This window comes from Streptomyces anulatus, from assembly GCF_014650675.1.
Taxonomy (GTDB): domain Bacteria; phylum Actinomycetota; class Actinomycetes; order Streptomycetales; family Streptomycetaceae; genus Streptomyces; species Streptomyces anulatus.
The window spans coordinates 1055625-1079435 of the sequence record NZ_BMVK01000001.1; the positions used below are offsets into that span (position 1 = coordinate 1055625).

General features: G+C 73.4%; 17 protein-coding genes and 1 tRNA gene. 7 read left to right on the forward strand and 11 right to left on the reverse strand.

Annotated features, from left to right (window positions below; all coding sequences use genetic code 11):
* Window positions 1-43 precede the first annotated feature (43 nt).
* The 6 genes from IE272_RS04590 to IE272_RS04615 all read left to right on the forward strand — a co-directional run bounded on the left by IE272_RS04590 (window position 44) and on the right by IE272_RS04615 (window position 10671).
* Entirely contained in the window at window positions 44-448 is a 405-nt protein-coding gene (locus IE272_RS04590; protein ID WP_190006293.1) for a globin, read from the forward strand.
* A 179-nt stretch (window positions 449-627) separates the two neighbouring features.
* Window positions 628-3918, forward strand: a complete 3291-nt coding sequence (locus IE272_RS04595) for an FtsX-like permease family protein (RefSeq protein WP_190006294.1) — start codon at window positions 628-630, stop codon at window positions 3916-3918.
* A 1-nt stretch (window position 3919) separates the two neighbouring features.
* Complete coding sequence (locus tag IE272_RS04600; RefSeq protein ID WP_190006295.1) at window positions 3920-6763, forward strand: ABC transporter permease; 2844 nt, start codon at window positions 3920-3922, stop codon at window positions 6761-6763.
* Entirely contained in the window at window positions 6760-7764 is a 1005-nt protein-coding gene (locus IE272_RS04605) for an ABC transporter ATP-binding protein (protein ID WP_050360801.1), read from the forward strand. Before IE272_RS04600 ends, IE272_RS04605 begins: the two co-directional genes overlap by 4 nt.
* Before the next feature lie 154 nt (window positions 7765-7918).
* On the forward strand, window positions 7919-9466 hold the full coding sequence (locus IE272_RS04610) for an alpha/beta hydrolase (RefSeq protein ID WP_190006296.1): 1548 nt from the start codon (window positions 7919-7921) through the stop codon (window positions 9464-9466).
* Window positions 9463-10671, forward strand: a complete 1209-nt coding sequence (locus tag IE272_RS04615; protein WP_190006297.1) for a serine hydrolase domain-containing protein — start codon at window positions 9463-9465, stop codon at window positions 10669-10671. The genes IE272_RS04610 and IE272_RS04615 overlap by 4 nt, the downstream gene beginning before the upstream one ends.
* 69 nt (window positions 10672-10740) lie before the next feature.
* Here IE272_RS04615 and IE272_RS04620 read toward each other — a convergent pair whose 3' ends face one another.
* The 7 genes from IE272_RS04620 to IE272_RS04650 form a co-directional block, all read right to left on the reverse strand.
* A complete protein-coding gene (locus tag IE272_RS04620; protein WP_057662834.1) occupies window positions 10741-11457 on the reverse strand; it encodes a DUF8010 domain-containing protein in 717 nt (238 codons plus the stop codon).
* A complete protein-coding gene (locus IE272_RS04625) occupies window positions 11454-11876 on the reverse strand; it encodes an acyl-CoA thioesterase (protein WP_007448086.1) in 423 nt (140 codons plus the stop codon). The genes IE272_RS04620 and IE272_RS04625 overlap by 4 nt, the downstream gene beginning before the upstream one ends.
* A 5-nt stretch (window positions 11877-11881) precedes the next feature.
* Entirely contained in the window at window positions 11882-13546 is a 1665-nt protein-coding gene (gene ettA, locus IE272_RS04630) for an energy-dependent translational throttle protein EttA (RefSeq protein ID WP_073741475.1), read from the reverse strand.
* Between the two features lie 123 nt (window positions 13547-13669).
* Entirely contained in the window at window positions 13670-15157 is a 1488-nt protein-coding gene (locus tag IE272_RS04635) for a Cys-Gln thioester bond-forming surface protein (protein ID WP_057662837.1), read from the reverse strand.
* 188 nt (window positions 15158-15345) lie between these two features.
* Complete coding sequence (locus tag IE272_RS04640; protein ID WP_190006298.1) at window positions 15346-15807, reverse strand: single-stranded DNA-binding protein; 462 nt, start codon at window positions 15805-15807, stop codon at window positions 15346-15348.
* A 135-nt stretch (window positions 15808-15942) separates the two neighbouring features.
* Window positions 15943-17841, reverse strand: coding sequence for a YfjP family GTPase (locus IE272_RS04645; RefSeq protein WP_190006299.1), 1899 nt, complete (start codon window positions 17839-17841; stop codon window positions 15943-15945).
* A complete protein-coding gene (locus tag IE272_RS04650) occupies window positions 17838-19481 on the reverse strand; it encodes an ATP-binding protein (protein ID WP_057662842.1) in 1644 nt (547 codons plus the stop codon). The genes IE272_RS04645 and IE272_RS04650 overlap by 4 nt, the downstream gene beginning before the upstream one ends.
* A 306-nt stretch (window positions 19482-19787) precedes the next feature.
* On the opposite strand from IE272_RS04650, the gene IE272_RS04655 reads away from it, so the two are divergent.
* Window positions 19788-19860, forward strand: a tRNA-Arg gene (locus tag IE272_RS04655).
* Window positions 19861-20021: 161 nt separating this feature from the next.
* Here IE272_RS04655 and IE272_RS04660 read toward each other — a convergent pair.
* The 4 genes from IE272_RS04660 to IE272_RS04675 all read right to left on the reverse strand — a co-directional run bounded on the left by IE272_RS04660 (window position 20022) and on the right by IE272_RS04675 (window position 23754).
* The gene (locus IE272_RS04660; RefSeq protein WP_050360809.1) at window positions 20022-20810 is read right to left on the reverse strand and encodes an ABC-2 transporter permease; all 789 of its coding nucleotides are present in this window, start codon (window positions 20808-20810) and stop codon (window positions 20022-20024) included.
* Window positions 20807-21760: an ATP-binding cassette domain-containing protein gene (locus IE272_RS04665; protein WP_190006300.1), complete on the reverse strand. Its 954-nt coding sequence runs from the start codon at window positions 21758-21760 to the stop codon at window positions 20807-20809. The genes IE272_RS04660 and IE272_RS04665 overlap by 4 nt, the downstream gene beginning before the upstream one ends.
* Window positions 21761-21839: 79 nt before the next feature.
* On the reverse strand, window positions 21840-22532 hold the full coding sequence (locus IE272_RS04670; RefSeq protein ID WP_056707614.1) for a response regulator: 693 nt from the start codon (window positions 22530-22532) through the stop codon (window positions 21840-21842).
* 46 nt (window positions 22533-22578) lie between these two features.
* Window positions 22579-23754, reverse strand: coding sequence for a sensor histidine kinase (locus tag IE272_RS04675; protein WP_190006301.1), 1176 nt, complete (start codon window positions 23752-23754; stop codon window positions 22579-22581).
* Window positions 23755-23811: the final 57 nt, after the last annotated feature.

The following is a 23811-nucleotide window of genomic DNA, read 5'->3' on the forward strand; positions in this document are numbered from 1 at the left end:
TAGGACCCCCGCCCTCGGCCGGTGCGTCTGCGAACATGGACGGGTGACTGAGATTCCGCGCGACACGTTTCAGGAGCAGACCTTCTACGAGCAGGTCGGCGGCGAGGCGACCTTCCGGCGCCTGGTGCATCGCTTCTACGAGGGCGTGGCGGACGACGAGCTGCTGCGGCCGATGTATCCGGAGGAGGATCTGGGGCCGGCCGAGGAGCGGTTCGCGCTGTTCCTGATGCAGTACTGGGGCGGCCCGCGCACCTACAGCGATCACCGGGGTCACCCTCGGCTGCGGATGCGGCACGCGCCGTTCCGGGTGGACCGGGCGGCCCATGACGCCTGGCTCGCCCATATGCGGGTCGCGCTGGACGAACTGGGGCTCGCACCCGAGCACGAGCGGCAGCTGTGGGACTACCTGACCTACGCCGCCGCCTCGATGATCAACACCGTCGACTGATCACATCTGTACGATCCGTGACCGGGTAACTCCGGAATTCGACACTCCACCTCCGCATAACGATCACGATCGCATCAAGGTGCACCTGTAAGCGGTTACCAGAACCCTGTTGCCTCTGAAAGCATCACCGGTACGTCGGGGGGCGTGCGCACGCGGTGTTTCCGGGGCTGGGGGATCAGGTGACGGGTTTCGTCCTTCTGCGGGTGAGGGCTCATCGCCTCCTGCTGTCCGCGGCCGTTCTCGCCGTCCTGCTGACCACCTCCGTCCTGGCGGCGCTCACCGCGTTCTCCGGATCCGTGGGCGACGCGGCCCTGCGCCACACACTCACCCACGGATCGGCCGCCTCCGCCGCCCTCGTCGTCTCCGCCTCGGTGGACCACGAGCAGCGCGCGGAGGCCGACGAAGCCGTCCGCAAGGTCTCCCGCGACGCGTTCGACGGGCTGCCCGTGACCGTGGGGAAGCTGGAGAGTTCGGGGTCGTACGCGCTGCCCAGGAGCCTCCAGGACCCGGCCGCCCGACGCGGCAAGGAGCCGGACCTCACCCACTTCACCGCCCTCGACCCGAGCCGGGTGCGGATCACCGGGGGCAGGGCTCCCTCGGCCGACGGCGGCACGGGCCCCGTCCAGGTCGCGCTGCCCGTCGTCGCCGCCGAGGCCCTGAAACTGAAGCCGGGCGCGCGGCTCACCGTCACCGACCGGCTGCGCGACAAGAAGCAGCGGGTCCTGGTCACCGGCGTCTACGAGGCCGCCGACCAGTCCGACCCGTACTGGCAGCTGGACCCGCTCGGCGGGCGCGGGGTGCGCAAGCTCGCCTTCACGACCTACGGCCCCCTGCTCACCGACCCCTCGGTCCTCGCCTCCGGCGTGCTCGGCGGCGGCGAGACGTCCTGGCTGGTGTCCGCCGACTTCGCCGAGCTGACCACCGGCTCCATGGAGGGGCTGCGCGAGGCGTCGGCCGGCGCCCCGAAGGCCCTTGCGGCAGCCCCGGTGTTCGCCTCCGGGATCACCGCGAAGACGTCTCTGCCCACCGTGCTCGACCAGCTCGACCGGGCGCTGCTGGTCTCCCGTTCCACGCTGATGATCGTCGCGGTGCAGCTGGTGCTGCTCGCCGCGTACGCCCTGCTGCTCGTGGCCCGGCTGCTGAACAGCGAGCGTGACGGGGAGCGCGAACTGCTGCGGGCCCGGGGCGGTTCGCGGGGCCGGATCACCTCGTTCGCCGCGATCGAGGCGCTGTTGCTCGCCGTGCCCGCCGCGGTGGTCGCCCCCCTGCTCGCGGGACCGCTGACCGGGCTGCTGGCCGAACGCAGCGCCCTGTCCCGGATCGGGCTGAAGGTCCAGGAGGCCTCGACCGGCACCGTGTGGCTGGTCTCCGCGGCCGTCGCGCTGGCCTGCGCCCTGGCCGTGGTGGCCCCGTCGCTGACGGCCGGGGCCGGCGGGCGCAGGACCCGGGCCGCGTCGCTGCCCGGCCCGGTGCGGGCGGGCGCGGACCTCGGGCTGCTCCTGATCGCGGCGGTGGCGTACTGGCAGTTGGACCGGCAGTCCGGCAGCGGGGCGCTCAGCGGCGACCAGGCGGGCAACCTCGGGATCGACCCCCTGCTGGTCACCGCCCCCGCGCTGGCGCTGCTCGCCGGAACGGTCCTCACGCTGCGTCTGCTGCCGCCCGCGGCGAAGCTGGCCGAACGGCGTGCGGCCAAGGGCCGGGGGCTGCCCGCGGCCCTGGCGGGCTGGCAGTTCAGCCGCCGCCCGTTGCGCGGCGCGGGGCCGGTGCTGCTGCTGGTCCTGTCGGTCGCGATGGGCATGCTGGCGATCGGGCAGAGCGCCTCCTGGAACCGCTCGCAGTCCGACCAGGCCGACTTCGGCTCCGGCGCGGCGGTCCGGCTCGTGGGCGGGCACGGGAGCGGTCCGGCGACGGCCGGCGCCTACAGCTCGCTGGCGGGGGTGCGGAAGGCGGCCCCCGCCTACCGGACGGACGTGGAGGTCTCCGGCGGGCGCACCGCCGAGGTCCTCGCCCTGGACACCGCCCACGCGGACGAGCGGATGCTGATGCGCTCCGACCTCGCCGACGGAAGCCCGCGCCGGTTGTTCGAGGCCATAGCCCCGGAGCGCGCCCCGCGTCCCGGACTCGTCCTCCCCGAGGACAGCACCCGGCTGAAGCTGGACCTGCGGATCACCACGGTGTCGAAGCCTTCCGGGGACAGCCTGTACCCGGACCCGGATCCGCCGGTGGTCACCGTGCTCCTGGAGGACCGCTACGGCCTCCCCTACCGCGCCCTGGCCGGTCCCGTGCCGGTGGACGGCCGGCCGGTCCCGGTGTCCTTCCCGGTGTCGGCGGCGGGCGGTCTGGCCGTGACCGGCATCGAGGTGGACGGCGCCGCGCCGTCCGACTACGCGCGGAAGCACCGGGTCTCGGTGAGCGACGTGCGGGTGGTCGCCGGGTCGGGCGCCGAACGCCCGGTGCCGGCCCCGGAGTCGATGCGCTGGGACGCGGCGATGACGCTCACCGAGTACGGCGAGGACCGGCCGGGCAAGCCGCCGGTGCGCAACGGCGCCCCGGGCCTGCCGGACTTCACGTACGACACCGGCGTGGACAACGAGGACAACTGGGAGCCGACCAGCGGCACCCTGCGGGTCACCGCCGCCCGGCCGAAGGCCGCCGCGGTCAAGGCGGTCGCGACGGACGCCTATCTGAAGAGCACGAACGCGAAGCTGGGCGACGAGATCGACGTCAACCTGGCCGGGAACACGGTCCGGGTGACCCTGGCGGAGTCGGTGCGCCGGCTGCCCACCACCGGGACGGCCGGGTCGTCCGGCGCCCCGGACCCGGTGGCGGGCGGCGGCGCGCTGCTGCTGGACCTCAAGGCCGTCACCGAGGTCCTGGCCCACCGGCCGACCGCCACGATCGAGGCGACCGAGTGGTGGCTGAGCACCGCCCCGGGCGACGCCCCGAAGGCGGCCGCGGCCCTGCGCGCCCTGCCGGACACCGATCCGGCCCAGGTGCTGGTCCGGGCGGAGGCCGCCCAGCGGTTGGTGGACGACCCGCTGGGGGCGGGGCCGCAGTCGGCGCTGCCGGCCGTGGCCGTGGTCGCCGCCGCGCTGGCGGCGGTCGGCTTCGCGGTCAGCGCCTCGGGGTCCCGGCGCGAACGGTCCGCCGAGCTCGGCGTGTTGCGGGCGCTCGGTGCGCCGCGCCGCCAACTGGCCCGCATGATCGCCGCCGAGCAGGGTGTGCTGATCGCGCTCGCCCTGCTCATCGGGCTCGGCATCGGCACGGTGCTGACCCGGGCCGTCGTCCCGCTCATCGTGCTGACCGGACAGGCGGACCGGCCCGTTCCACCGGTGCTGGTCGAGCTGCCCGCGGGGCAGGTCGCGGCGCTGCTGGCCGGGGTCGCCGCCCTGCCACTCGTGATCGTCGCGACGATGGCGCTCCGCCGCGGGGACCCGGCGGTCACGCTGCGCCACCAGGGGGACCACTGATATGCGGCACAACGACCGGGCGGCCTCCGCCCCGTGGATCCGTACCCGGCTGCGTACCGCGCCCGGTGCGGCGACGGCACTCGCGGTGCTGGTGCTGGTGACGGCTTTCCTGGCCGCGGCGTTCCCGCGGGCCGTGGACGCGTACGAGACGAAGGGGCTGCGCCACGACATCCTGACGGCGGACGCGGGCCGCAGCACGCTGGAGGTCGCCCGCCCGCAGCCCGGTCTGGAACTGCCGCAGGCGCAGCGGGACGACGAGGCGCGGAGCCCCGAACTGGCGCGGATCGGCGCCGGGCTCCTGAAGGCGCTGCCCGCACCGCTGCGCGCCGACACCTCGTCGGTCGCGTACGGGGTGCGCACATCGAAGCCGGCCGTCGCGAACGAGCCCTGGCTGCCGAGGCCCGAAGCGGTTCCGCCGCAGCTCTCGTACGTGGCGCAGTCGGGGCTCAAGGAGCACGCCACCCTGGCCTCGGGCGCCTGGCCGACGACGCCGCAGGAGGTGACGTCGGACTCCCGTGAGGTGCAGGGCGCGGTCACCGAGGAGACGGCCGCCGAGCTGAAGGTGAAGGCCGGCGCGACCATCACGCTGCTCACCGCGGCCCAGGAACCCATCACCGTGACGATCACCGGCATCGTCGCCCCGCGCGATCCGCAGGGCAGCTACTGGTCGGCCGATCCGCTGCTGCGCACCCCGTCCCTGGTCCTGGACACCACGAGCCCCTTCCCGGTGCACTACTGGACCGGCACCGTGCTGCTGGCCGAGGACTCCGGTCCCGCGCTCCTGAGCACGGCCGCCGAGCCCGTACTCTTCTGGCGGATCCCGCCCGACCCGGCCGGGCTGACCGGCCCCGACGACGCCCGGCTGACGTCCGTCATCGCCTCGCTGGAGAGCGGCCCCGGGCTGCTGAAGGTGCGGGAGATCGCCGGGGACACCGCGGTGTTCGCCACCGGACTCGGCCACATCGTGGAGGCCAACGCCCGGATGCGCGACGCGATCAGTCCCGTGATCGCGGTCGCCGCCCTCGGCATCGGCTCCGTGGCCGCCGTCGTCCTGCTGATGACGGGGGCCCTGATCGCCGGCCGCCGCAAGGCCGAACTGGCGCTGATGCGCTCACGCGGCGGTTCGCTGCGCGGCATCGGCAGCCGGCTGCTCGCGGAGACCGCGGTGACCGTACTGCCCGCGAGCGCGCTCGGGCTGCTGCTCGCGACACTGGCCGTGGGCGAGGGCCGATTCTGGCCGGGGGCGCTGGCGGCGGCCGGCGTCGGCCTCCTGGTGTGCGTCGCCCTGCCGCTGCGGACGACGCTCCAGCACATCCGGCCCACGCTGCACGGAGCCCGCGAGGACATGGTGAGCGCCCGTCCCTCGCGGCGGCGGACCGTCGCCGAACTGACCCTGCTCGTGCTGGCGGTCGGCGCGGTGACGGCGCTGCGCCGTCGCGGTACGTCGGCCGAGGGCGGCACCAACCTGCTGGTCAGCGCCGCGCCCGTGCTGGTCGCGCTGATCGCGGCGCTGGTGCTGGTGCGGCTCTACCCGCTGCCCCTGCGGCTCGCCACGCGCCCCGTGGCCCGGCTGCGCGGGGCGATCGGCTTCCTCTCGCTGGCCCGCGCCGGCCGTTCCTCGGCCGGCGGGGCGCTGCCGCTGCTGGCTCTGCTGCTGGCGCTGGCCACCGCGGCGTTCGGCGGCTCGGTGATCGCCGGCATCGGGGACGCGCGGGACGACGCGGCGCTGGCGTCCGTCGGCGCGGACGCCCGGATCAGCGGCGCGAGCGAACGGGCGACCCTGCCCGACGAACTGGTCCGCACGGTGCGCGACCTGGACGGCGTGACCGGCGCGGCGCCGGTACGGGTCGAGTACAGCGTGAACATGCCGGAGGCCGTGGCCGGTGACGGCGGTGCGGACGGAGGCGGCGCCGGTACGGGCGGCGGCAGCGCGGACGACGCGAAGGCCGCGGCCCTGGTGGGCGTCGACCCCGCCTCGTACGCCGAACTGGCCCGCGCGACCGGACTGCCGGCCTTCCCGGCCGCCCGGCTGAAGGCCACCGGCTCCTCGGCCCCCCTGCCCGAGGGCGCGGAGGCCGGCCCCGATCGGGTCCTGCCGGCCATCGCCTCCCCGGCGGTGGCGGCCCGCCTGGGCAAGGAGCCGCGCGCGATCGAGACGCTGTCCGGGGACTTCAAGGTCCAGATCGTGGGGACCGTCACGCGTGTCGCCTCGGTCTCCCCCACGGACTTCCTGGTCGTGAACTCCGCCGCCCTGGAGCAGAAGGCGCCCACCACGCTGCTCCTCACCGGCGCACCGGATCCAGGGAAACTGCGCGCTGCGGTCGAAGGAAGCGGCAAGGAGTACGCCGTACAGCTGCGTTCCGAGGAGCGCGCGCGGTATGTGAACACCCCGATGCAGGCGGGGGCCGAGCGGATCTACCTCGCGGCCGTCGCCGCGGGCGCCGGATACGCGCTGCTGGCCGTACTGCTGTCACTGCTCCAGACCGCGCCGGAGCGCAGGACGCTGCTGGCACGGCTGCGGACGATGGGGCTCACCACCGGGCAGGGCAGAAAGCTGCTGGCCTTCGAGGCGACACCGCAGGCGCTGCTGGCGGCTGGCGGCGGCCTCTTCACCGGCTGGGCGACCATCGTCCTGCTCTCCCCCGGCATCGATCTGGTCCCGCTGGCGCTCGCGGGCGTCGCCGGATCGGACACGAGCCCCGTCCTGCTGCGCACCGACCTCTGGTCGCTGGCGCTCCCGGCCGCCGGGGTGGTGGCACTCGCCGCCGCGGTCGCGGGCGTTCAGGCGTGGTGGGCGAGCCGCCGCGGATCGATCACCGAACTCAGGGCAGGAGACTCCCGATGACCTCGTCCACCGAGACGGCAGGAACGGCCCGCGCGGCCGAAACGACGCTGGCGGAGCTGGAACAGCGGGCCGCGGCCCGCCGGGACCGCCCTTCCTACGGGCACGACGCGCTGATCGCCTGCGACCGTGTGGTGCGGATCTTCACCACGGACGGGGTGGAGGTGCAGGCCCTCCAGGGCCTCGATCTGCTGGTCACCGAGGGTGAGTTGATGGCCCTGGTGGGGGCGTCGGGCAGCGGCAAGTCGACGCTGATGAACATCCTGGCGGGCCTGGACGTGCCGACGGCGGGATCGGCGAAGGTCGCGGGGTGCGATCTGCTGTCGATGGGCCCGAAGGAACGGCTGCGCTACCGCCGGGACGTGGTCGGGTTCGTCTGGCAGCAGACCGCCCGCAATCTGCTCCCGTACCTCACCGCGATCCAGAACATCACCCTGCCCATGCAGCTGCGCGGTGGCGGCAGCAAGCGCGAACGGGCGGCCCGCGCCGAGTCGTTGCTCGCCATGCTCGACATCGCGGACTGCCGCGACCGCCGCCCCCAGCAGTTGTCCGGCGGGCAGCAGCAGCGGGTGGCCATCGCGGTGGCGCTGGCCAACTCCCCGTCCGTGCTGCTCGCGGACGAGCCGACCGGAGAGCTGGACTCGGCCACCGGGGAGCAGGTCTTCGCCGCGTTCCGGCGCGCCAACGAGGAGTTGGGCACCTCGATCGTGATCGTCACCCATGACCAGGCGGTCGCGAACGAGGTGCGGCGTACGGTCGCCATCCGCGACGGCCGTACGTCCTCCGAGGTGCTGCGCCGCACGGAGGTGGACGCGGCGACGGGCCAGGAGTCCCAGGTGGCCCGGGAGTACGCGATGCTCGACCGGGCGGGACGGCTCCAGTTGCCCGCGGACTACACGCAGACGCTGGGGATGGAGCACCGGGTGCTGCTGGAGCTGGAGCAGGATCACATCGGCGTCTGGCCGGACGCGCACGGGGCGGCCCCGGAGAAGCCGGGCGAGTAGGGGCTCGGGAGCAGGCGCCGGCGTGCGCACCGGCAGCCGGGAACACGGCAAGTAGGGCTGGCACCAGGACAGTTCGAAGGGCTGTCCGGATGGTGGCGGCATCGGGTGCGCTCGTAGCGTCGGTCAGGTCATTCCACCTGTTCCGAGGAGCGTCATGCGCGTCGCCCCCCTGTCATTCGTCGGCCTGGGACTGGCCGGTCTGCTCGCGGGAGCGATGCCCGCGACCGCGGCCTCCCCCTCGCCCGTCCCCGCGCGCCACCACCTCGACTGGGGGCCCTGCCCGGACCGGTACGAGGATCTGAACGCGGCGGGCGCACAGTGCGCCGACGTCACCGTGCCCCTCGACCACGCCGATCCCGGCGGCCGCACGATCCGGGTCGCCATCTCCCGGATCAAGGCCGCGGACCCCTCCCGGCGTCGCGGCATCCTCCTCTCCAACCCGGGCGGACCGGGCGGGGCCGGGCTGGACAACACCCTGCGCCTGCGACCGGCGCTGGGGGACGTGGCGGACCGCTACGACCTGATCGGCTTCGATCCCCGCTTCCTCGGCGACTCCACCCCGGTCGGCTGCGCCCCGGCGGCACCGGCCGTGCCGCCCGGCCCCCTCACCTCCGCGCGCCAGGACTTCGACAGATCGGTCCGTGCGGCCCGTGACACCGCACGGCGCTGCGGCCGGCACGGGGACAACGCCGCGTTGCTCCCGCACGCCTCCTCGCGCAATGTCGCCCGCGACATGGACGCGATCCGGGCGGCGCTGGGCGAGCGCAGGCTGTCGTACTACGGCGTCTCGTACGGGGCCGATCTGGGCGCCGTCTACACCCAGCTGTTCCCTCGGCGGGCGGACCGGATGGTGATCGACTCCAGCACCGACCCGACGGCCACCCAGTACGAGCTGTTCCGGTCGGCCGGGAAGCCGCTCGAAGAGGCCCTGGACGCCTGGGCCGGCTGGACCGCCCGGCGCCACGGCGTCTACGCCCTGGGCCGCACGGCCCCCGAGGTGCGGGCCCGTGTGCAGCGGCTCCTCGACGGAGCGGAGCGACGCCCGGTGCCGGTCGCCGGGATCCGGCTCGACGCCCCCGTCCTGCGGCTCGTGCTCCGGCAGTTGATCCAGCACGAGGAGTACGACGCGGCGCTCGCCGGCACGGTACGGGACCTGGTGGACGCGGCTGCCGGAAAGCCGGTCGAGCCCGGCCCCGAACTGGCCGCGATGCTGGACATGCTCGCCTCCCCCGAGCTCGCGGACAGCATGCTGGGCGGTGCGGTGTTCATGTGCGGGGACGGCGGCTGGCCGGCCGGCGGGTGGCCGGCCGACCCGGAGACGTACTGGAAGAACTCCAAGCGCAGCCGGGCGGACCAGCCCGTCTTCGGTCCGTTCGTGAACGGGATGACGGCCCCCTGTGCCTTCTGGGAATCCGAACCGGCCGAGCCCGGCACGAAGATCGGCAACGACGTGCCCGTCCTGATGCTCCAGGCCCGCCACGACAACAACGTGCCGTACGACGGGGCGTTGGCCCTGCACCGCAGGCTGACCGGTTCGCGGCTGGTGACGGCGGACATCCGGGCGCACGGCGTCTACGGGCGCGGAACCGACGGGCTGCGGCCGGTGCCGTGCGCCGACCGGGCCGTCAACGACTATCTGCGCGACGGGCCCCTGCCCGCGCACGACCTCACCTGCCCCACGGCCGGGAGGTCCGAGCGATGATCAGCAGGCGTACGGGCCTCACGGCCACCGCGGCGGCCCTCCTGGCAGGCGCGGCCGGACCCCCGGCGGCAGCCCGCCCGTCGCGGCCCACGGACCCGGCGGCGCGGCACCGCCTGCGGATCGACGCGGACGCGATCGTGGCGACCGGGGCCACCGGGGTGGTCGCCGAGGTCCAGAGTGCGCGTGGCAGCAGAACGGCGAGCTCCGGAACGGCCGACCTGTCGGATCCGGACACCCCGGTCCCCCCGAACGCCTCGTACCGGATCGGGAGCGACACCAAGACCTTCACCGCCGTCCTCGCCCTGCAACTGATCGGCGAGGGCCGGCTCGCGCTGGACGACACGGTCGAGCGGTGGCTGCCGGGAGTGGTGCGGGGCAACGGCAACGACGGCGCCCGGATCACCGTGCGCGATCTGCTCGGCCAGACCAGCGGGCTCAACGACTACCTCGCGGTGTCGCCCGACGCCGCGGAGGCTTTCACCCCGGAGGGCTACCACCGATCGCGGTTCCGCTCGCAGACCCCCCGCGAGCAGGTGGCGGCGGCCCTGAGCCGGCCTCCCCAGTGGCTTCCGGACCCGCCCGACTCACCTGACCGCACGCGGCGTTGGGGCTACTCGAACACCAACTACGTCCTGATGGGCCTGGTGATCGAGGAGGTGACGGGGCACTCCTGGGCGCAGGAGATCCACGACCGGATCATCGAACCCCTCGGTCTGCGCCACACCTTCTCGCCGGGCACCTCCCCCTATGTCCCGGGCCCGACCGCCACCGCCTACACCAGGTTTCCCGGCGAGGACGGCTTCACGGACACGACGCTGGCGTACGGGGGCGGTGCCGATGGCTGCCTGATCAGCGACGCTCATGACCACGGCCGCTTCCTGCGCGCCCTGATGGGCGGCAGGCTGCTGCGCCCGGCCCAACTGGCGGCGATGAAGGAGACGGTGGCCGCCGACGACTGGATCGACGCGCCCGGGGTGCGTTACGGGCTGGGGATCGCCTGGCGGCCGGTGGCGGGGAGCCGCGGGGGCGTCTGGTTCCACGGGGGCACGCATCTGGGCTTCGTCTCGGAGTGCGGGGTGACACCGGATGGCGAACGGGCCGCGACCAGCGCAACGTTCACGCTGCGCATGGGTGGCGCGGGCCAGGACGCCCAGGACCGGGCCGCCCGTGAGCTGGTGGACCGGGCACTGACGGGCCGGTGGTGACGGGCCGGTGGTGACGTCGGCGGTGTCCCTGGCGGCTGTCGGCGTCCGGGGCGGCGCGGGACCTTCGGGTCAGCGGGGGCCGACGGTGAAGGGCAGGGCGCCGAGCTCACCGCTCGTCGCGCGGCGCAGGGCGATCGAGCCGTACGGGGTCCGCAGCCGGAGCCAGGTGCCCGAGGACAGCAGCGACACCGGGAACCCCGGGTCGGCCCGGAGGAAGCCGAGGGACTGGGCCGCGTGGACGGCCCGGAGCGGAAGATCCGTGGCGCCGACCGGCCGGGACCAGATCTCCCGGCCGATACGGTCCCGCTCGGAGCGGGTGCGCCGCTCCTCGGGCAGGGCCTCGTCCCGGGTGCGGAACTCGGTGACGGCTGCCTCCAGCGCGGTGCGCAGCGCGTCCGGCCCGGGCAGCCCCGGCTGCTCCCGCCAGGGACCCCGGGGCGGCAGGACACCGGTCCAGGGCGGCCCCGTGACAGGAGCGGGCAGCACGCCGGAGCCCGGCTCCGGGTCACCCGTGGGGCCGCCGGGCCCCGGAACGTCGAGGGTTTCCAGCAGCTCGCCGGCCGACACCGTGATGTCGAGCGTCTCGGGGCGGGCCAGGCGGGCGGCGCGGATGGCGAGGACCTCGAAGGAGGGCGGACGACCGAACACGGCCAGTGCGTCGCCGCCGCCCGCCTGCAGCCGGACCGCGGCGGCCCGGTCGTAGTGGAGCAGCCGACCGAGGAAGGCGGCGAGATCCGCCGCCTCCCTCGCGTCGGCGAACTGCAGCGACTGCACGGGCACGGTCATGCCGCGGCGGGCTCCTCTGCCAGGTACTGCTGGAGGAAGAGCTTCTCCTCGGCGGAGATCCGCCGGGGCCGCTCCGCCGCCAGGTCGTACGGCACGACGACGGTCGAGGCGCGTACGTACACCTGGTCGGGGTCCTTGATCTCATAGGCGATCGTCAGGGACGCGGCGCCTATCTTCGTGACCCACGACTCGACGGTCACCGGCTCGTGCCGGTGGACCAGCGGCCGTACGTAGTCGATCTCGTGACGGGCCACGACGGACCCGCCCGAGAACGACGGCGAACCGTCCCCGGGCGCCAGCCGGAACATGAAGTCGATGCGCGCCTCCTCCAGGTAGCGGAGGAAGACCACGTTGTTGACGTGGCCGAAGGCATCCATGTCCGACCAGCGCAGGGGGCAGCTGTAGAGATGACGAGCCAAGACGATCAGCCTCGCGTGAGCTTCTTGTACGTGGCACGGTGCGGGCGGGCCGCGTCCGCGCCGAGCCGCTCGATCTTGTTCTTCTCGTACGACTCGAAGTTGCCCTCGAACCAGTACCACTTGGAGTCACCCTCGTAGGCGAGGATGTGCGTGGCGACGCGGTCCAGGAACCAGCGGTCGTGGGAGATGACCACAGCGGCGCCCGGGAACTCCAGGAGGGCGTTCTCCAGCGAGGAGAGCGTCTCGACGTCGAGGTCGTTGGTGGGCTCGTCGAGGAGCAGCAGGTTGCCGCCCTCCTTGAGCGTCAGCGCCAGGTTGAGGCGGTTGCGCTCACCACCGGACAGGACGCCGGCCGGCTTCTGCTGGTCCGGGCCCTTGAACCCGAACGCGGAGACGTAGGCGCGCGAGGGCATCTCGACCTGGCCGACGTTGATGTAGTCCAGCTCGTCCGAGACGACGGCCCAGAGGGTCTTCTTCGGGTCGATGTTGGCGCGGGACTGGTCGACATAGGAGATCTTGACCGTGTCGCCGACCTTGATGGCGCCGCTGTCCGGCGTCTCCAGGCCCTGGATCATCTTGAACAGCGTGGTCTTGCCCGCGCCGTTCGGACCGATGATGCCGACGATGCCGTTACGGGGCAGCGTGAACGACAGGTCGTCGATGAGGACCTTGTCGCCGAAGGCCTTCGAGAGGTTCTCGACCTCGACGACGATGGAACCGAGCCGCGGGCCCGGCGGAATCTGGATCTCCTCGAAGTCCAGCTTCCGCATCTTGTCCGCCTCGGCCGCCATCTCCTCGTACCGGGCGAGACGGGCCTTGGACTTGGTCTGGCGGCCCTTGGCGTTGGACCGGACCCATTCCAGCTCTTCCTTGAGCCGCTTCTGGCGCTTCTCGTCCTTGCGGCCCTCGACCTTGAGACGGGTCTGCTTCTTCTCCAGGTACGTGGAGTAGTTGCCCTCGTAGGCGATCGCGCGGCCCCGGTCGAGTTCGAGGATCCACTCGGCGACGTTGTTCAGGAAGTACCGGTCGTGGGTGACGGCGATGACGCAGCCCGCGTACTTCGAGAGGTGCTGCTCCAGCCAGTTCACCGACTCGGCGTCCAGGTGGTTGGTGGGCTCGTCGAGGAGGAGCAGGTCCGGGGCCTCGATGAGCAGCTTGCAGAGCGCCACACGGCGCTTCTCGCCACCGGAGAGGTTGGTGACGGGCCAGTCGCCGGGCGGGCAGCCCAGGGCGTCCATGGCCTGCTCCAGCTGGGCGTCCAGGTCCCACGCGTTCGCGTGGTCCAGGTCCTCCTGGAGCTTGCCCATCTCCTCCATCAGCGCGTCGGAGTAGTCGGTCGCCATCAGCTCGGCGACCTCGTTGAAGCGCTTGAGCTTGCCCATGATCTCGGCGGCGCCGTCCTGGACGTTCTCCAGGACGGTCTTCTCCTCGTCCAGCTTCGGCTCCTGCATGAGGATGCCGACGCTGAACCCGGGCGTCAGGAACGCGTCACCGTTGGACGGCTGCTCCAGGCCCGCCATGATCTTCAGCACCGTGGACTTACCGGCGCCGTTGGGCCCCACGACACCGATCTTCGCGCCGGGCAGGAAGTTCAAGGTGACGTCATCAAGGATCACCTTGTCGCCGTGCGCCTTGCGCGTCTTGCGCATGGTGTAGATGAACTCAGCCAAGAGAAACCGTCCGGCAGCAATAGAGGTGTGAGCAGATACACCCATCTTGCCTGACGGCCCTCCCCGGAAGGAAACCCGTCCATCCACCGGCGCCCGAACCTGTCACCTCATGCGTTCAAAAGCTCACTCACCGTCGGTGTGCGGCTTCTTCCGGCGGAGGACGAAGACCGCGCCGCCGCCCACGACGAGCAGCCCGATGGCGACGGCGGCGAGCATCGGGGTGGCGCTGGAGCCACCGGTCTCGGCGAGGTCGCCCTCCAGTCCCGACGTGGCGGCGCCGGTCGTGGCCGGAACGGACTGCTGGGCGCTCTGCGTGCCGATGTCGTTGCCGGCGTCGCCCTCGCCCTCCCGGTCCAGGACGCTGCCGCTGGTGGCGCAGTCCAGCACCCCGGTGAAGGTCCTGGTGAATCCGGCGGGCCCGGTGATGGTGAAGTCGTACGCCTGGTCCTCGGCGACGGGGACCGTCACCGTGCGGGTCGCCCCGGCGGCGATGGTGTGCTCGGCGCCGGCCAGTTCGAAGGTGAACGGCTGGTCGCCCCGGTTGGCGGCCGTGATGTCCACGCCGCCCTTGGCGCAGTTCTTCCGTGCGGTCAGTGCGGGGGCGGCGCCCGTCTCGGCCCAGGTGGCGGCGGCCCGTGCGGAGACCGTGGACTCGCTGGAGCCGGCCAGGATCTGGGTCTGGGTGCGGCCGGCCCCGGCGAAGGCACGGCCGACCGGCACGGAGGTGGTGGCCTGGACGGCCAGGGACGCGGTGCCGTCGGCGGTGTCCTTCGGCACGGCGAAGTAGAGCCGGTCCCCGTCCGTCGCGGAGGTGACCGGGGCGCCCTTCTCGTCCGTGACCGCGATGCCGCTGGCCGCGGCGTCCACCGGGGGCGACACCGAGACCTGGTCCGCGTCGGTGCGGACGGTCACGGGGCCGAGCCGCTCACCGGCCCGGCCGGAGACGGCGGCCGGCTCCAGGGTCAGCGAGGCCCGGGGCTCCTTCGTCGTGCGCGCGTTGCGGTGCAGCCAGTCGGCGAGCTTCTCCGCCTGCTTGTCCGACGCGGTGACATCGGCGTTGTCCGAGTAGCGCCAGATGGCGACCTGGGTCCCGGCGGCGGCGGTCCGCTCGGTCAGCGGACCGGTTCCGGCCGCGTCGGCGAGTGCGGCCAGGTCGTCGACCTGGGGGTAGGAGTGCTGGAGGATCCAGCGGATCTTCCCCGCGTTCCGGTTGCCGCTCAGCGAGGTCTCGGCCCAGGGGGTCTCCAGGTACTTCGCCTGGTCCTGGGTGGGGTTGTGGAGGTCGATGCAGTAGGTCTTGAGCTTGCCGCCGCCGTCCACGGTCATCTCGAACAGTCCGGCGGGCAGTTCCTGGGTCCGGGCGGGAGCACCGTTCTTGCCCGCGATGCGGAGCACGGCGCTGTCGAAGGTCTTCAGCCCGTCGAGCACCGCGGCCGCGCCGTTGTGGTGCCGGCCCGGGTCGTCGGCCGCCGCCGGTCCGGCGCCGACGAGTGCGGCCGCCGCGACGAGACCGGAGAGCAGCAGCGCGGCGACCGGGCGGAGGATCCCGCGGCCGGGGGGCGCCCCTGTCGTGCCGGACGGCGCAGCGGACGCTGAAGACGCAGAAAACACAGAATTCCCCTCCGGGCGAGGCCCTCGCGCATGGTGCGCGTGTGGGGAATGCCTCGCCAGCAGACCCAAGTGACCCGTGAGCACTGGGAATCCTAAAGAACGGGCGAAGGGCAGTCCCCCGTACTGCCCTTGCACAACCATTCCGAATCGGAATCGTTATCGCGCGATGCCGTCCCCGACCAACCTTTTCAGGACACCGCAGCCATTGCGCTGTCGTGTTCCCGCTGTTTCGGTGACTCCTGCGCATCGCCGTCCGTGACGCGTTCCGGACGCTCCGTCAGAAGGGGTTCCGCTCTGGCCGCCCGGCGGAAGGCGGCCGTTCCCCGGCTCAGGTCGTGGCCGACGACGACGGCCTCGACATCGACGAACGTCCTGCGCTGACCGGCCTGTTCCTCCTCGCGGACCTTCAATCGGCCGTGCACGACGAGGGGTTCTCCGACCGAGACGGAGCCGGCCAGATTCGCGGCGAGGGTCCGCCAGGACCAGACGGTGTAGAAGCTGGTGCGGCCGTCGGCCCAGAGCTGTTTCTCGCGGTCCCAGCGCCGCGGAGTCACGGCGAAACGGAATCGCGCCATTCCTCCGGTGGCCGTCTCACGGAACTCCACCGCCGTCGCGGCGTTACCCACCAGTGTCACCAAGGTCTCGTTCATTTCCCGCCCCCGCTTTCCTTGTCATGCCGGATCGCACCGCTCGTACCGCATCGCACCGCTCGTACCTCTCCGTACGTCGGTGGGGTGCGGTCTCCATGGTGGATGCCGGGCGGGAATCGCGTCGGGGCCTGTGGACTACCGGCCGGTTGTGGAGAACTCCGTCACCGTCACGTACCGCTCGCGCACTTCGCGGTAGCGCACCAGCTCGGCCGCGACCGGGTCCAGGACCCTGGCCCGGCCGCACCCGGCCGCCGCCTCGCGCAGCCGCCGCTCGGCGTCCTGCCCGTACCGCCTGGCCGGTCCCCGGATGGCCGCGGCGCAGGACCACTCCACCAGCGGGCCGCCGACCACTCCGGCCAGCATGATGAGCGCGGGCGTGACGAGCCCCGGCTCCAGGACGCCGATGATCTGGCCGACCAGCCACAGGCCGCCGAAGATCTGGAGGAGCGTCATCGACACCTGGGCCAGCACCGCGGCGGGCCACCACTTCGGCCGGGGCGGCTTGGCCGGACGACCGCCGAGCGGGGCGCCGAGCGGGGCGGCTGCCTGTCCCGCCTCCGTTCCACCGCCCCGCTTGGACGCGCCGGGGGCCCCGGCCTTGACCGCCAGTTCGTCCAGCGCCTCGGGCAGCCCCTTCGCCCCGTTGAACGCGGCCTCGCGCACCGCCTGCGCCCAGGGTCCCGGCAGCCCGTCCGCGGCGTCGTCCGCGACGATCCGCACCGCCTGCTCGACCCGCTGCCGGGCCGTCAGTTCCTCCTCGGGCGGGGTGAGCGCCTGGCCCATCCGGTCCAGGCTGCCGGGCAGGCCCCGGTTCTCGTACCAGCGCCAGAGCCGCAGCCACGGCGTCCCGCAGGCCCGCCCGGCGTTCCTGCGCCACTCCCGCTCGGCGGCCTGTCCGGCGGCCGCCGCGCCGACGGCCTCGGCCAGCCGGTCGGTGAACTCCTCGCGGGCCCGCTCGCCGAGACCGGGCCGCCCCTCGGCCACGTACACCGGGCGCAGCCGCGCCGCCGCCGCGTCGATGTCGGCGGAGAGGCGGCGGGTGGCGGCCGTGCGGTCCTGGACGAAGCGGCCGATCATCTCGCGGAGTTCGGGCACCCCGTCGCCGGTGAGCGCGGACAGGGACATGACGGTGGCACCGGGTTCGCCGTGCTCGCCGAGCGCGATGCCGTCCTCGTCGAGGAGACGGCGCAGGTCGTCGAGCACGAGGTCGGCCGCCTCGCCGGGCAGCCGGTCGGTCTGGTTGAGGACGACGAAGGTGACCTCGGCGTGTCCGGCGAGCGGGCGCAGATAGCGCTCGTGGAGGGCGGCGTCGGCGTACTTCTCCGGGTCGACGACCCAGATCACCGCGTCGACCAGGGCCAGGACCCGGTCCACCTGGTCGCGGTGTTCGGTGGCGGCCGAGTCGTGGTCGGGGAGGTCGACCAGGACGAGTCCCTGGAGCGCCTCGTCGAAGGCGGCGGGCCCGGGGTGGGGCCTGCGGCGCAGCCGGCCGGGGACGGCGAGGCGGTCCAGCAGGCCGGCGGCCCCGTCGGTCCAGCTGCACGCGATGGGCTGGGAGGTGGTGGGGCGGCGCAGCCCGGTGTCGGAGATCGGGGCCCCGGCGAGCGCGTTGAACAGGGTCGACTTCCCGCTGCCGGTGGCTCCCGCGACGGCGATGACCGTGTGCCGCGAGGAGAGCCGCTGCCGGGCGGCGGCCTCGTCCAGCACGCGTCCCGCCTCGGCGAGGGTGTCCCGGTCGAGCCGGGCGCGGGAGAGTCCGACGAGTTCGCGCAGGGCGTCGAGCCGGGGCGGCAGCGGCCCGCCGGAGGGGACGTACGCCTCGACCTGCGGCTCCGCGTCGTCCTCGGCGGGTGCTCGGGGCGCGGCTTCCCCGGCCTCGTCGGCTTCGGCGGCCGCCGCGCGCCGCGCGATGAGCCCGTCGTCCCAGCGCCCGTCCCTGCCCCTGCCCGAGGTGTCCCCGGCCGCCTTCCCGCTGCCGCCACCGTTGCTGTCGCCGTTGCCGTTGCCGTTGTCCTGGTCCGTGACGGCGGTCATCGCTGCCACCTCTCCTTCTGCAGTACGGAAAGCGCGGCGATCAGTTCGGCCTGGGGTTCGGGGGCGACGTCGAGCGCGTCGAGCGGGGCGAGGCGGCGGTCGCGTTCGCCGCCGAGTACCTGGTCGAGGTAGGTCGTCAGCAGCTGGCCGCCCTTGTCGCGGAGGCGCAGCGCGCCCTGGGCGCCGATGCGTTCGGCGAGCTGCTCCCCCGCCGCACGGGCGCGCCGCCCGCCGAGAAGGGCGGCCGCGAGCAGCGCGGCGACGGTCTCGGGGGCGGGCGCCACGTTGCGTTCGAGCTGGCGCACCTCCTCCTCGGCCAGTTCCTCCAGGACCCGCCGCCACCGGCGTACGGCGACGGCGATCCGCCCCTCGATGTCCTCGACGGGCCCCCAGCCCCCGGCTTCCCGTCCGGCGTCCTCGAACCGGAACAGGCCCCCGGCGGGCTCGCGGCGCCACTGGGTGCGGATCTGTTCGTCGGCGGCGGAGACCGAGCACTGGAGCAGCGCCACCAGGCTGTCGACGAGGGCTTCGAGGAGTTCCTCGGGCGAGCTGTAGAGCGGGTAGCCGCGCCACCGGGTCCGCGCGTCCCCGGAGAGCACCGCCCCGCTCTGGAGGCGTCGCCGGATCCGGGCGGCCTCCTTGCCGTACGCGTCCTGGACCACCCCGGTCAGCCGTACGGAGGCGGCGTACTGGGCGGCGACGGCGGAGGCCAGTCCGGGCATTCGCACGTTGAGCGACTGGATGACGCCGGAGGCGGTGCGCCCCACCGCCTGCTGCCGGGCGGCGGGGTCCTGGGCCCGGTGGGCGAGCCAGGCGCGCAGCGGGGCGACGGCGGTGGTGGGGAGCAGTCCGCTGCCGCCGCCCGCGGACTCGGGCAGCTCCGGGATGGTGAACCGGGGTACGTCCCCGAGTCCGGCCCGGGTCAGCAGCGCCGCGTACTGCCGGGACACGTCGGCGATCACCTGGTGGGGCACCCGGTCGAGGACGGTGACGAGTGCCGCGTCGTACTCCTTCGCGGTGCGCAGCAGGTGCCAGGGCACGGCGTCGGCGTAGCGCGAGGCGGTGGTGACCATGACCCAGACGTCGGCGGCGCAGATGAGTTCGGCGGCGAGGACCCGGTTGCGGACGACGAGCGAGTCGATGTCGGGGGCGTCCAGGAGGGCGAGCCCGCGGGGCAGGCTCACGGCGGTCTCCACCCGCAGCGCGGTCTCCCCGTCCTCCCCCCGGGCGGCGAGGTCGTCCAGCCCGTCCGGGTCGGGCGTCTGACCCGGCGGGAGCCAGATCCGGGTCAGCTGGGGCAGCACCCGCACCCCGGCGAACCAGTGGTGGTCGTCCGGGTGGCAGACCAGGACCGGGGTGCGCGTGGTGGGCCGCAGCACCCCGGCCTCGCTGACCCGGCATCCCACCAGCGAGTTGACCAGGGTGGACTTGCCGGCCCCGGTGGATCCGCCGATCACGGCGAGCAGCGGCGCCTCGGGATCCTTGAGGCGTGGCAGGAGGTAGTCGTCGAGCTGGGCGAGGAGTTCGACCCTGGTCTGCCGGGCGCGTTCGGCCCCCGGCAGGGGCAGTGGAAGACGCACGGCGGCGACACGGTCGCGCAGGGCGGAAAGTGCGTCGATGAGCTGAGGCCGTACGTCCATGGTCACCACATGCGAAGAATGCCCAATTTTGGAGCCTTTTTGAAGCGTATAGCCCCCTCTGCGCGGCGGTTCCACCCTCTGGACAGAGTCAGGACAGAGGGGACGAGTGGGGCGGGGGCATAACGAGTGCACAACACCCGGCGCGAGGGGAGCGAAAACCGATGCAGGAATCGCACCTACCTGCGATTATCGGTTCGCTTCACCGAACCTCCACATCGTGCCACGCAGGTGAAGCAACCGGGTCCAGGGGATCGGAGCCCTATCCTTGTCCCGGCACGGCCACGGAACCACCGATCAGGACTCCCGGCCCCCGTAGCTCAGTGGATAGAGCAGGCGCCTTCTAAGCGCTTGGCCGCAGGTTCGAGTCCTGCCGGGGGCGCACCGACCGCACCATCGAGAGGCCCTCCGCACAGGAGGGCCTTTTCGTCGGTCAGGGGCACGTTAGCGAGCACGGCGTCACGTCGGCATAAGCAGCCCCTCGTGCATCCCCGCAGGCCGCCCGCCGCATACGTCCCGCCCGCCACACCCGCCCCCTCCCTCTCACGCGTCCCGCCGCCTGAGCAGCACCAGAGCCCCGAGCGTGAGCGCCGTCGTGCAGGCGGCGACCAGGAGCAGCGAGGGCCAGGGGCCCAGGCTGCCCACCGCTTCGGCGGCGGCGTCCGATGTCTGGGTGAGCTTCTCCAGGGCGGCCGTCGGGGACAGTCCGGCGACCCAGCGTTCGGCGTCGCCGAAGAGGGGACCGAACAGGGACGGCAGGAGCAGCAGGCCGATCACCGTGGTGACCGCTCCCGCGGAGTGGCGTACGAGGAAGCCGACGGCGAGGCCGAGCACGGCGGCCACCGCGAAGGACGCGGCGATGCCGAACAGGGCGGGCAACGGCTCGCCCTGGGCGTACCGGCCCTCCGGAAGCATCGCGTCCCCGACGAGGTAGGCGGCTGTGCAGGAGGCCAGGGCGAGGATGTACATCACGCCCGCCACCAGTGTCGCCTTGGCCGCGAGGACCGTGCCCCGGCGGGGGCCGGCGGCGAACGTCGTACGGATGGTGCCGCTGCTGTACTCGCCCGAGGCGACGAGCGCCCCGACGACCGCGGCCAGCATCTGGGCGACGACGGTGAGCGTGAGGCTGCCGCCGAGGACGGTGTCGTCGGGCTGCAGGCTGCCGCTGGCGGCGATGAACACCGCGCCGACAACGGGCAGTACGGCGGTGGCCGCGGTCGTCCACACCGTGGAGCGCACGCTGCGGAACTTGATCCATTCGTGGGCGAGGGCCTCCCGGAAGCCGGTCCGTCGCGTGTGGGTGGCGGGAAGGGGGAGCGTGGTCGTGGTCATCGGGCCGTCTCCTTCTGCCTGGTCGTGGTGGCCTCCTGGGGGCGGTCCTCGGCCCGGTATTCCACCGAGGACCGCGACAGCGTCGTGTAGACCTCCTCCAAGGAGGAGTGGGCGGGCGTGAGTTCATGGACGGCGACCCCGTGGTCGCGGGCCAGGTCGCCGATGGACGGGGCGTCGGGGCCGTCGACCCGCCAGCCGCCCCGGGCGTCCAGCCGCACGTGTGCTCCGGCCGCTTCCAGCAGGGTGCGCAGCCGTTCCGGTTCGGGGGACCTGACGAGGGTGTGCGCGCGGGAGTTGGTCTCGATGAAGTCGCGCATGGCCGTGTCCGCGATGAGCCGGCCCTGTCCGATCACGACGATGTGGTCGGCCGTCAGCTCCATCTCGCTCATGAGGTGACTGGAGAGGAAGACCGTGCGGCCCTCCGCCGCCAGGGACTTCATGAGTCCGCGGATCCAGCGGATGCCCTCGGTGTCGAGGCCGTTGACCGGTTCGTCGAGGATCAGCACCTCCGGGTCCCCGATCAGTGCCGCCGCGATGCCCAGCCGCTGGCCCATGCCGAGCGAGAAGCCCTTGGTGCGCCTGCGGGCCGTCTCCTCGGGGAGGCCGACCAGGTCCAGCACCTCCGCCACGCGGCGGCGCGGGATGCCGTTGCTCGCGGCGAGCCCGGCCAGGTGGTGGTAGGCGGAGCGGCCGCCGTGGACGCCCTTGGCGTCGAGCAGCGAGCCGACCGCCCGCAGCGGTACGGGCAGGTCCGCGTAGGCCTTGCCGCCCACGGTGACACGCCCGGCGCTCGGGGAGTCGAGGCCCAGGATCAGGCGCATGGTGGTCGATTTCCCGGCGCCGTTCGGGCCGAGGAAGCCGGTCACCCGGCCCGGCCGGACCGTGAACGACAGCCGGTCGACGGCGGTTCGCCCGCCGTAGCGTTTGGTGAGTTCCGTTGCTTCGATCATGCGGCCGACGCTACGAGCGGGGGGCCGATCCCGAATCCTCCGGCGGGAGTCGCCTCCTGCTCCCCCGGGAGTACCGGTTCTAGCGTTCTCCCGCCCTGACCAGGCCCGTTTCGTAGGCGAGGACCACCAGCTGGGCCCGGTCGCGGGCGCCGAGCTTCGTCATGGTCCGGCTGACATGGGTCTTCGCGGTCAGCGGGCTCATGATCAGCGCCCTGCCGATCTCCTCGTTGGACAGTCCGGCGGCGACGAGCGCCATCACCTCACGCTCCCGGCCGGTGAGAACGGCGAGCCGTTCGGCGCCCGCCGCCTCGGGGGCCTTCAGCCGGGCGAACTCCTCGATCACCCGGCGGGTGACCGCGGGGGCGAGCAGACTCCGGCCCGCCGCGACCGTGCGGATCGCGGCGCGCAGGTCGTCCGGCTCGATGTCCTTCAGCAGAAAGCCCGCGGCGCCGTGCCGGAGGGCCTCGAAGACGTACGCGTCGACCTGGTACGTGGTGAGCATGACCACGCGGACCCCGTCGAGGGAGCGGTCCTCGGCGATCCGGCGGGTGGCCTCCAGACCGTCGACGCCGGGCATCCGGATGTCCATCAGCACGACGTCCGGGCGGGTCGTCCGGACCGCCTCGACGGCGCGGGCCCCGTCGGCGGCCTCCGCGACGACGACCAGGTCGTCGGTGAGGTCGAGCAGGGCGCGGAATCCGGCCCGTACGACGGTCTGGTCGTCGGCGAGGACCACCCGGACGGTCGCCGCGGCCCCCGTCGTGCCGTCCATCCGCCCGGTCACGGGGTCGCTCCCCCGGTTGCGTACGGCGTCGTGTTCATGAGGGCGCTCCCTCCGTCGGCAGTTCGGCGCGGACGCGGAATCCGCCGCTCGGCACCGGACCGTACGTGACGCCGCCGCCCACCGCGACCGCCCGCTCCCGCATGCCGATCAGGCCGAAGCCCCGGTCGGCGGGCGGCACGGCGGGCGGCCGGACCGGGGGGCCGTCGTCCACGACCTCGACGGTCAGCCGGGTGGCGTCGCGGGTCACCGACACCGCGGCGTGCCGCGCCGCGGAGTGCTTCACCACGTTGGTCAGCGCCTCCTGCACGATCCGGTACGCCGTGGCCTCGACGACCGCGGGCAGGGCGGCGTCCCCCGTGTCCCGCCGCAGGCTGACCCGCACGCCGCCCGCCTCGACCCCCGCGACCAGCTCGTCCAGCTGGCCGAGGCGGGGAGCCGGAGCCGTGGACTCCGCCGCGCGCAGGACGGACAGCGTGGCGCGCAGTTCCCGTACGGCTTCCTTGCCGGAGGCGCGCACCTGGGTCATCGCCTGCCGCGACACCTCCGGCGCGGCGTCCAGCGCGTCGAGGGCGACCCCGGCCTGCACGGTCATCGCACTCACCGTGTGCGCCAGGATGTCGTGGATCTCCCGGGCGACCCGCGCCCGCTCCTGGCGGACCCGGCGGGCGGCCTCCCGCTCGCGGTCCTCCTCGGCCCGCGCGGCGCGCGCCGCGTACTCCGCCAGCAGTTCCCGGCGGGTACGCACCACCTCGCCCAGGAGCAGCGGGACGAGCGGCCAGACCATCTCCAGGACGGGCAGTCCCTGCGGATTGACCACGTCCCGGCCGACCTTCAGCGCCACCGCGCCCGAGACCGTCGCGGCGATCACCCCGGTCCACAGGGTGCGCCGGCGGTCGCCCAGCACCGCGACCGTGTACAGCGCCACGATCACCGGGAGGTTCAGCAGTTCGCCGATGTGCCCGTGCAGCGCCCACCCGGCGCAGGCCGCCCCGGTCACGCAGACCACCGGAACGGGCCAACGGCGGCGGCAGGCGAGCGCCGCCAGCGAGACCACGAGGAGGGCCCAGGTCAGCGCGTCGGCCTGCCGGTAGCCGGGCTCGTTGACGGCCGCGTCGGCGGTGGTGAACACCCCCACCACCGCCACCACCAGCAGATCCGCGACGATCGGCGGCAGAGCCCGCGCACGGGCGGCCAGGCGGTCGAAGGTCATCACTCCCTCACGGTAGGAGGCGGGACGTCCGGCCGCATACGACAGCGGGAGTACTCC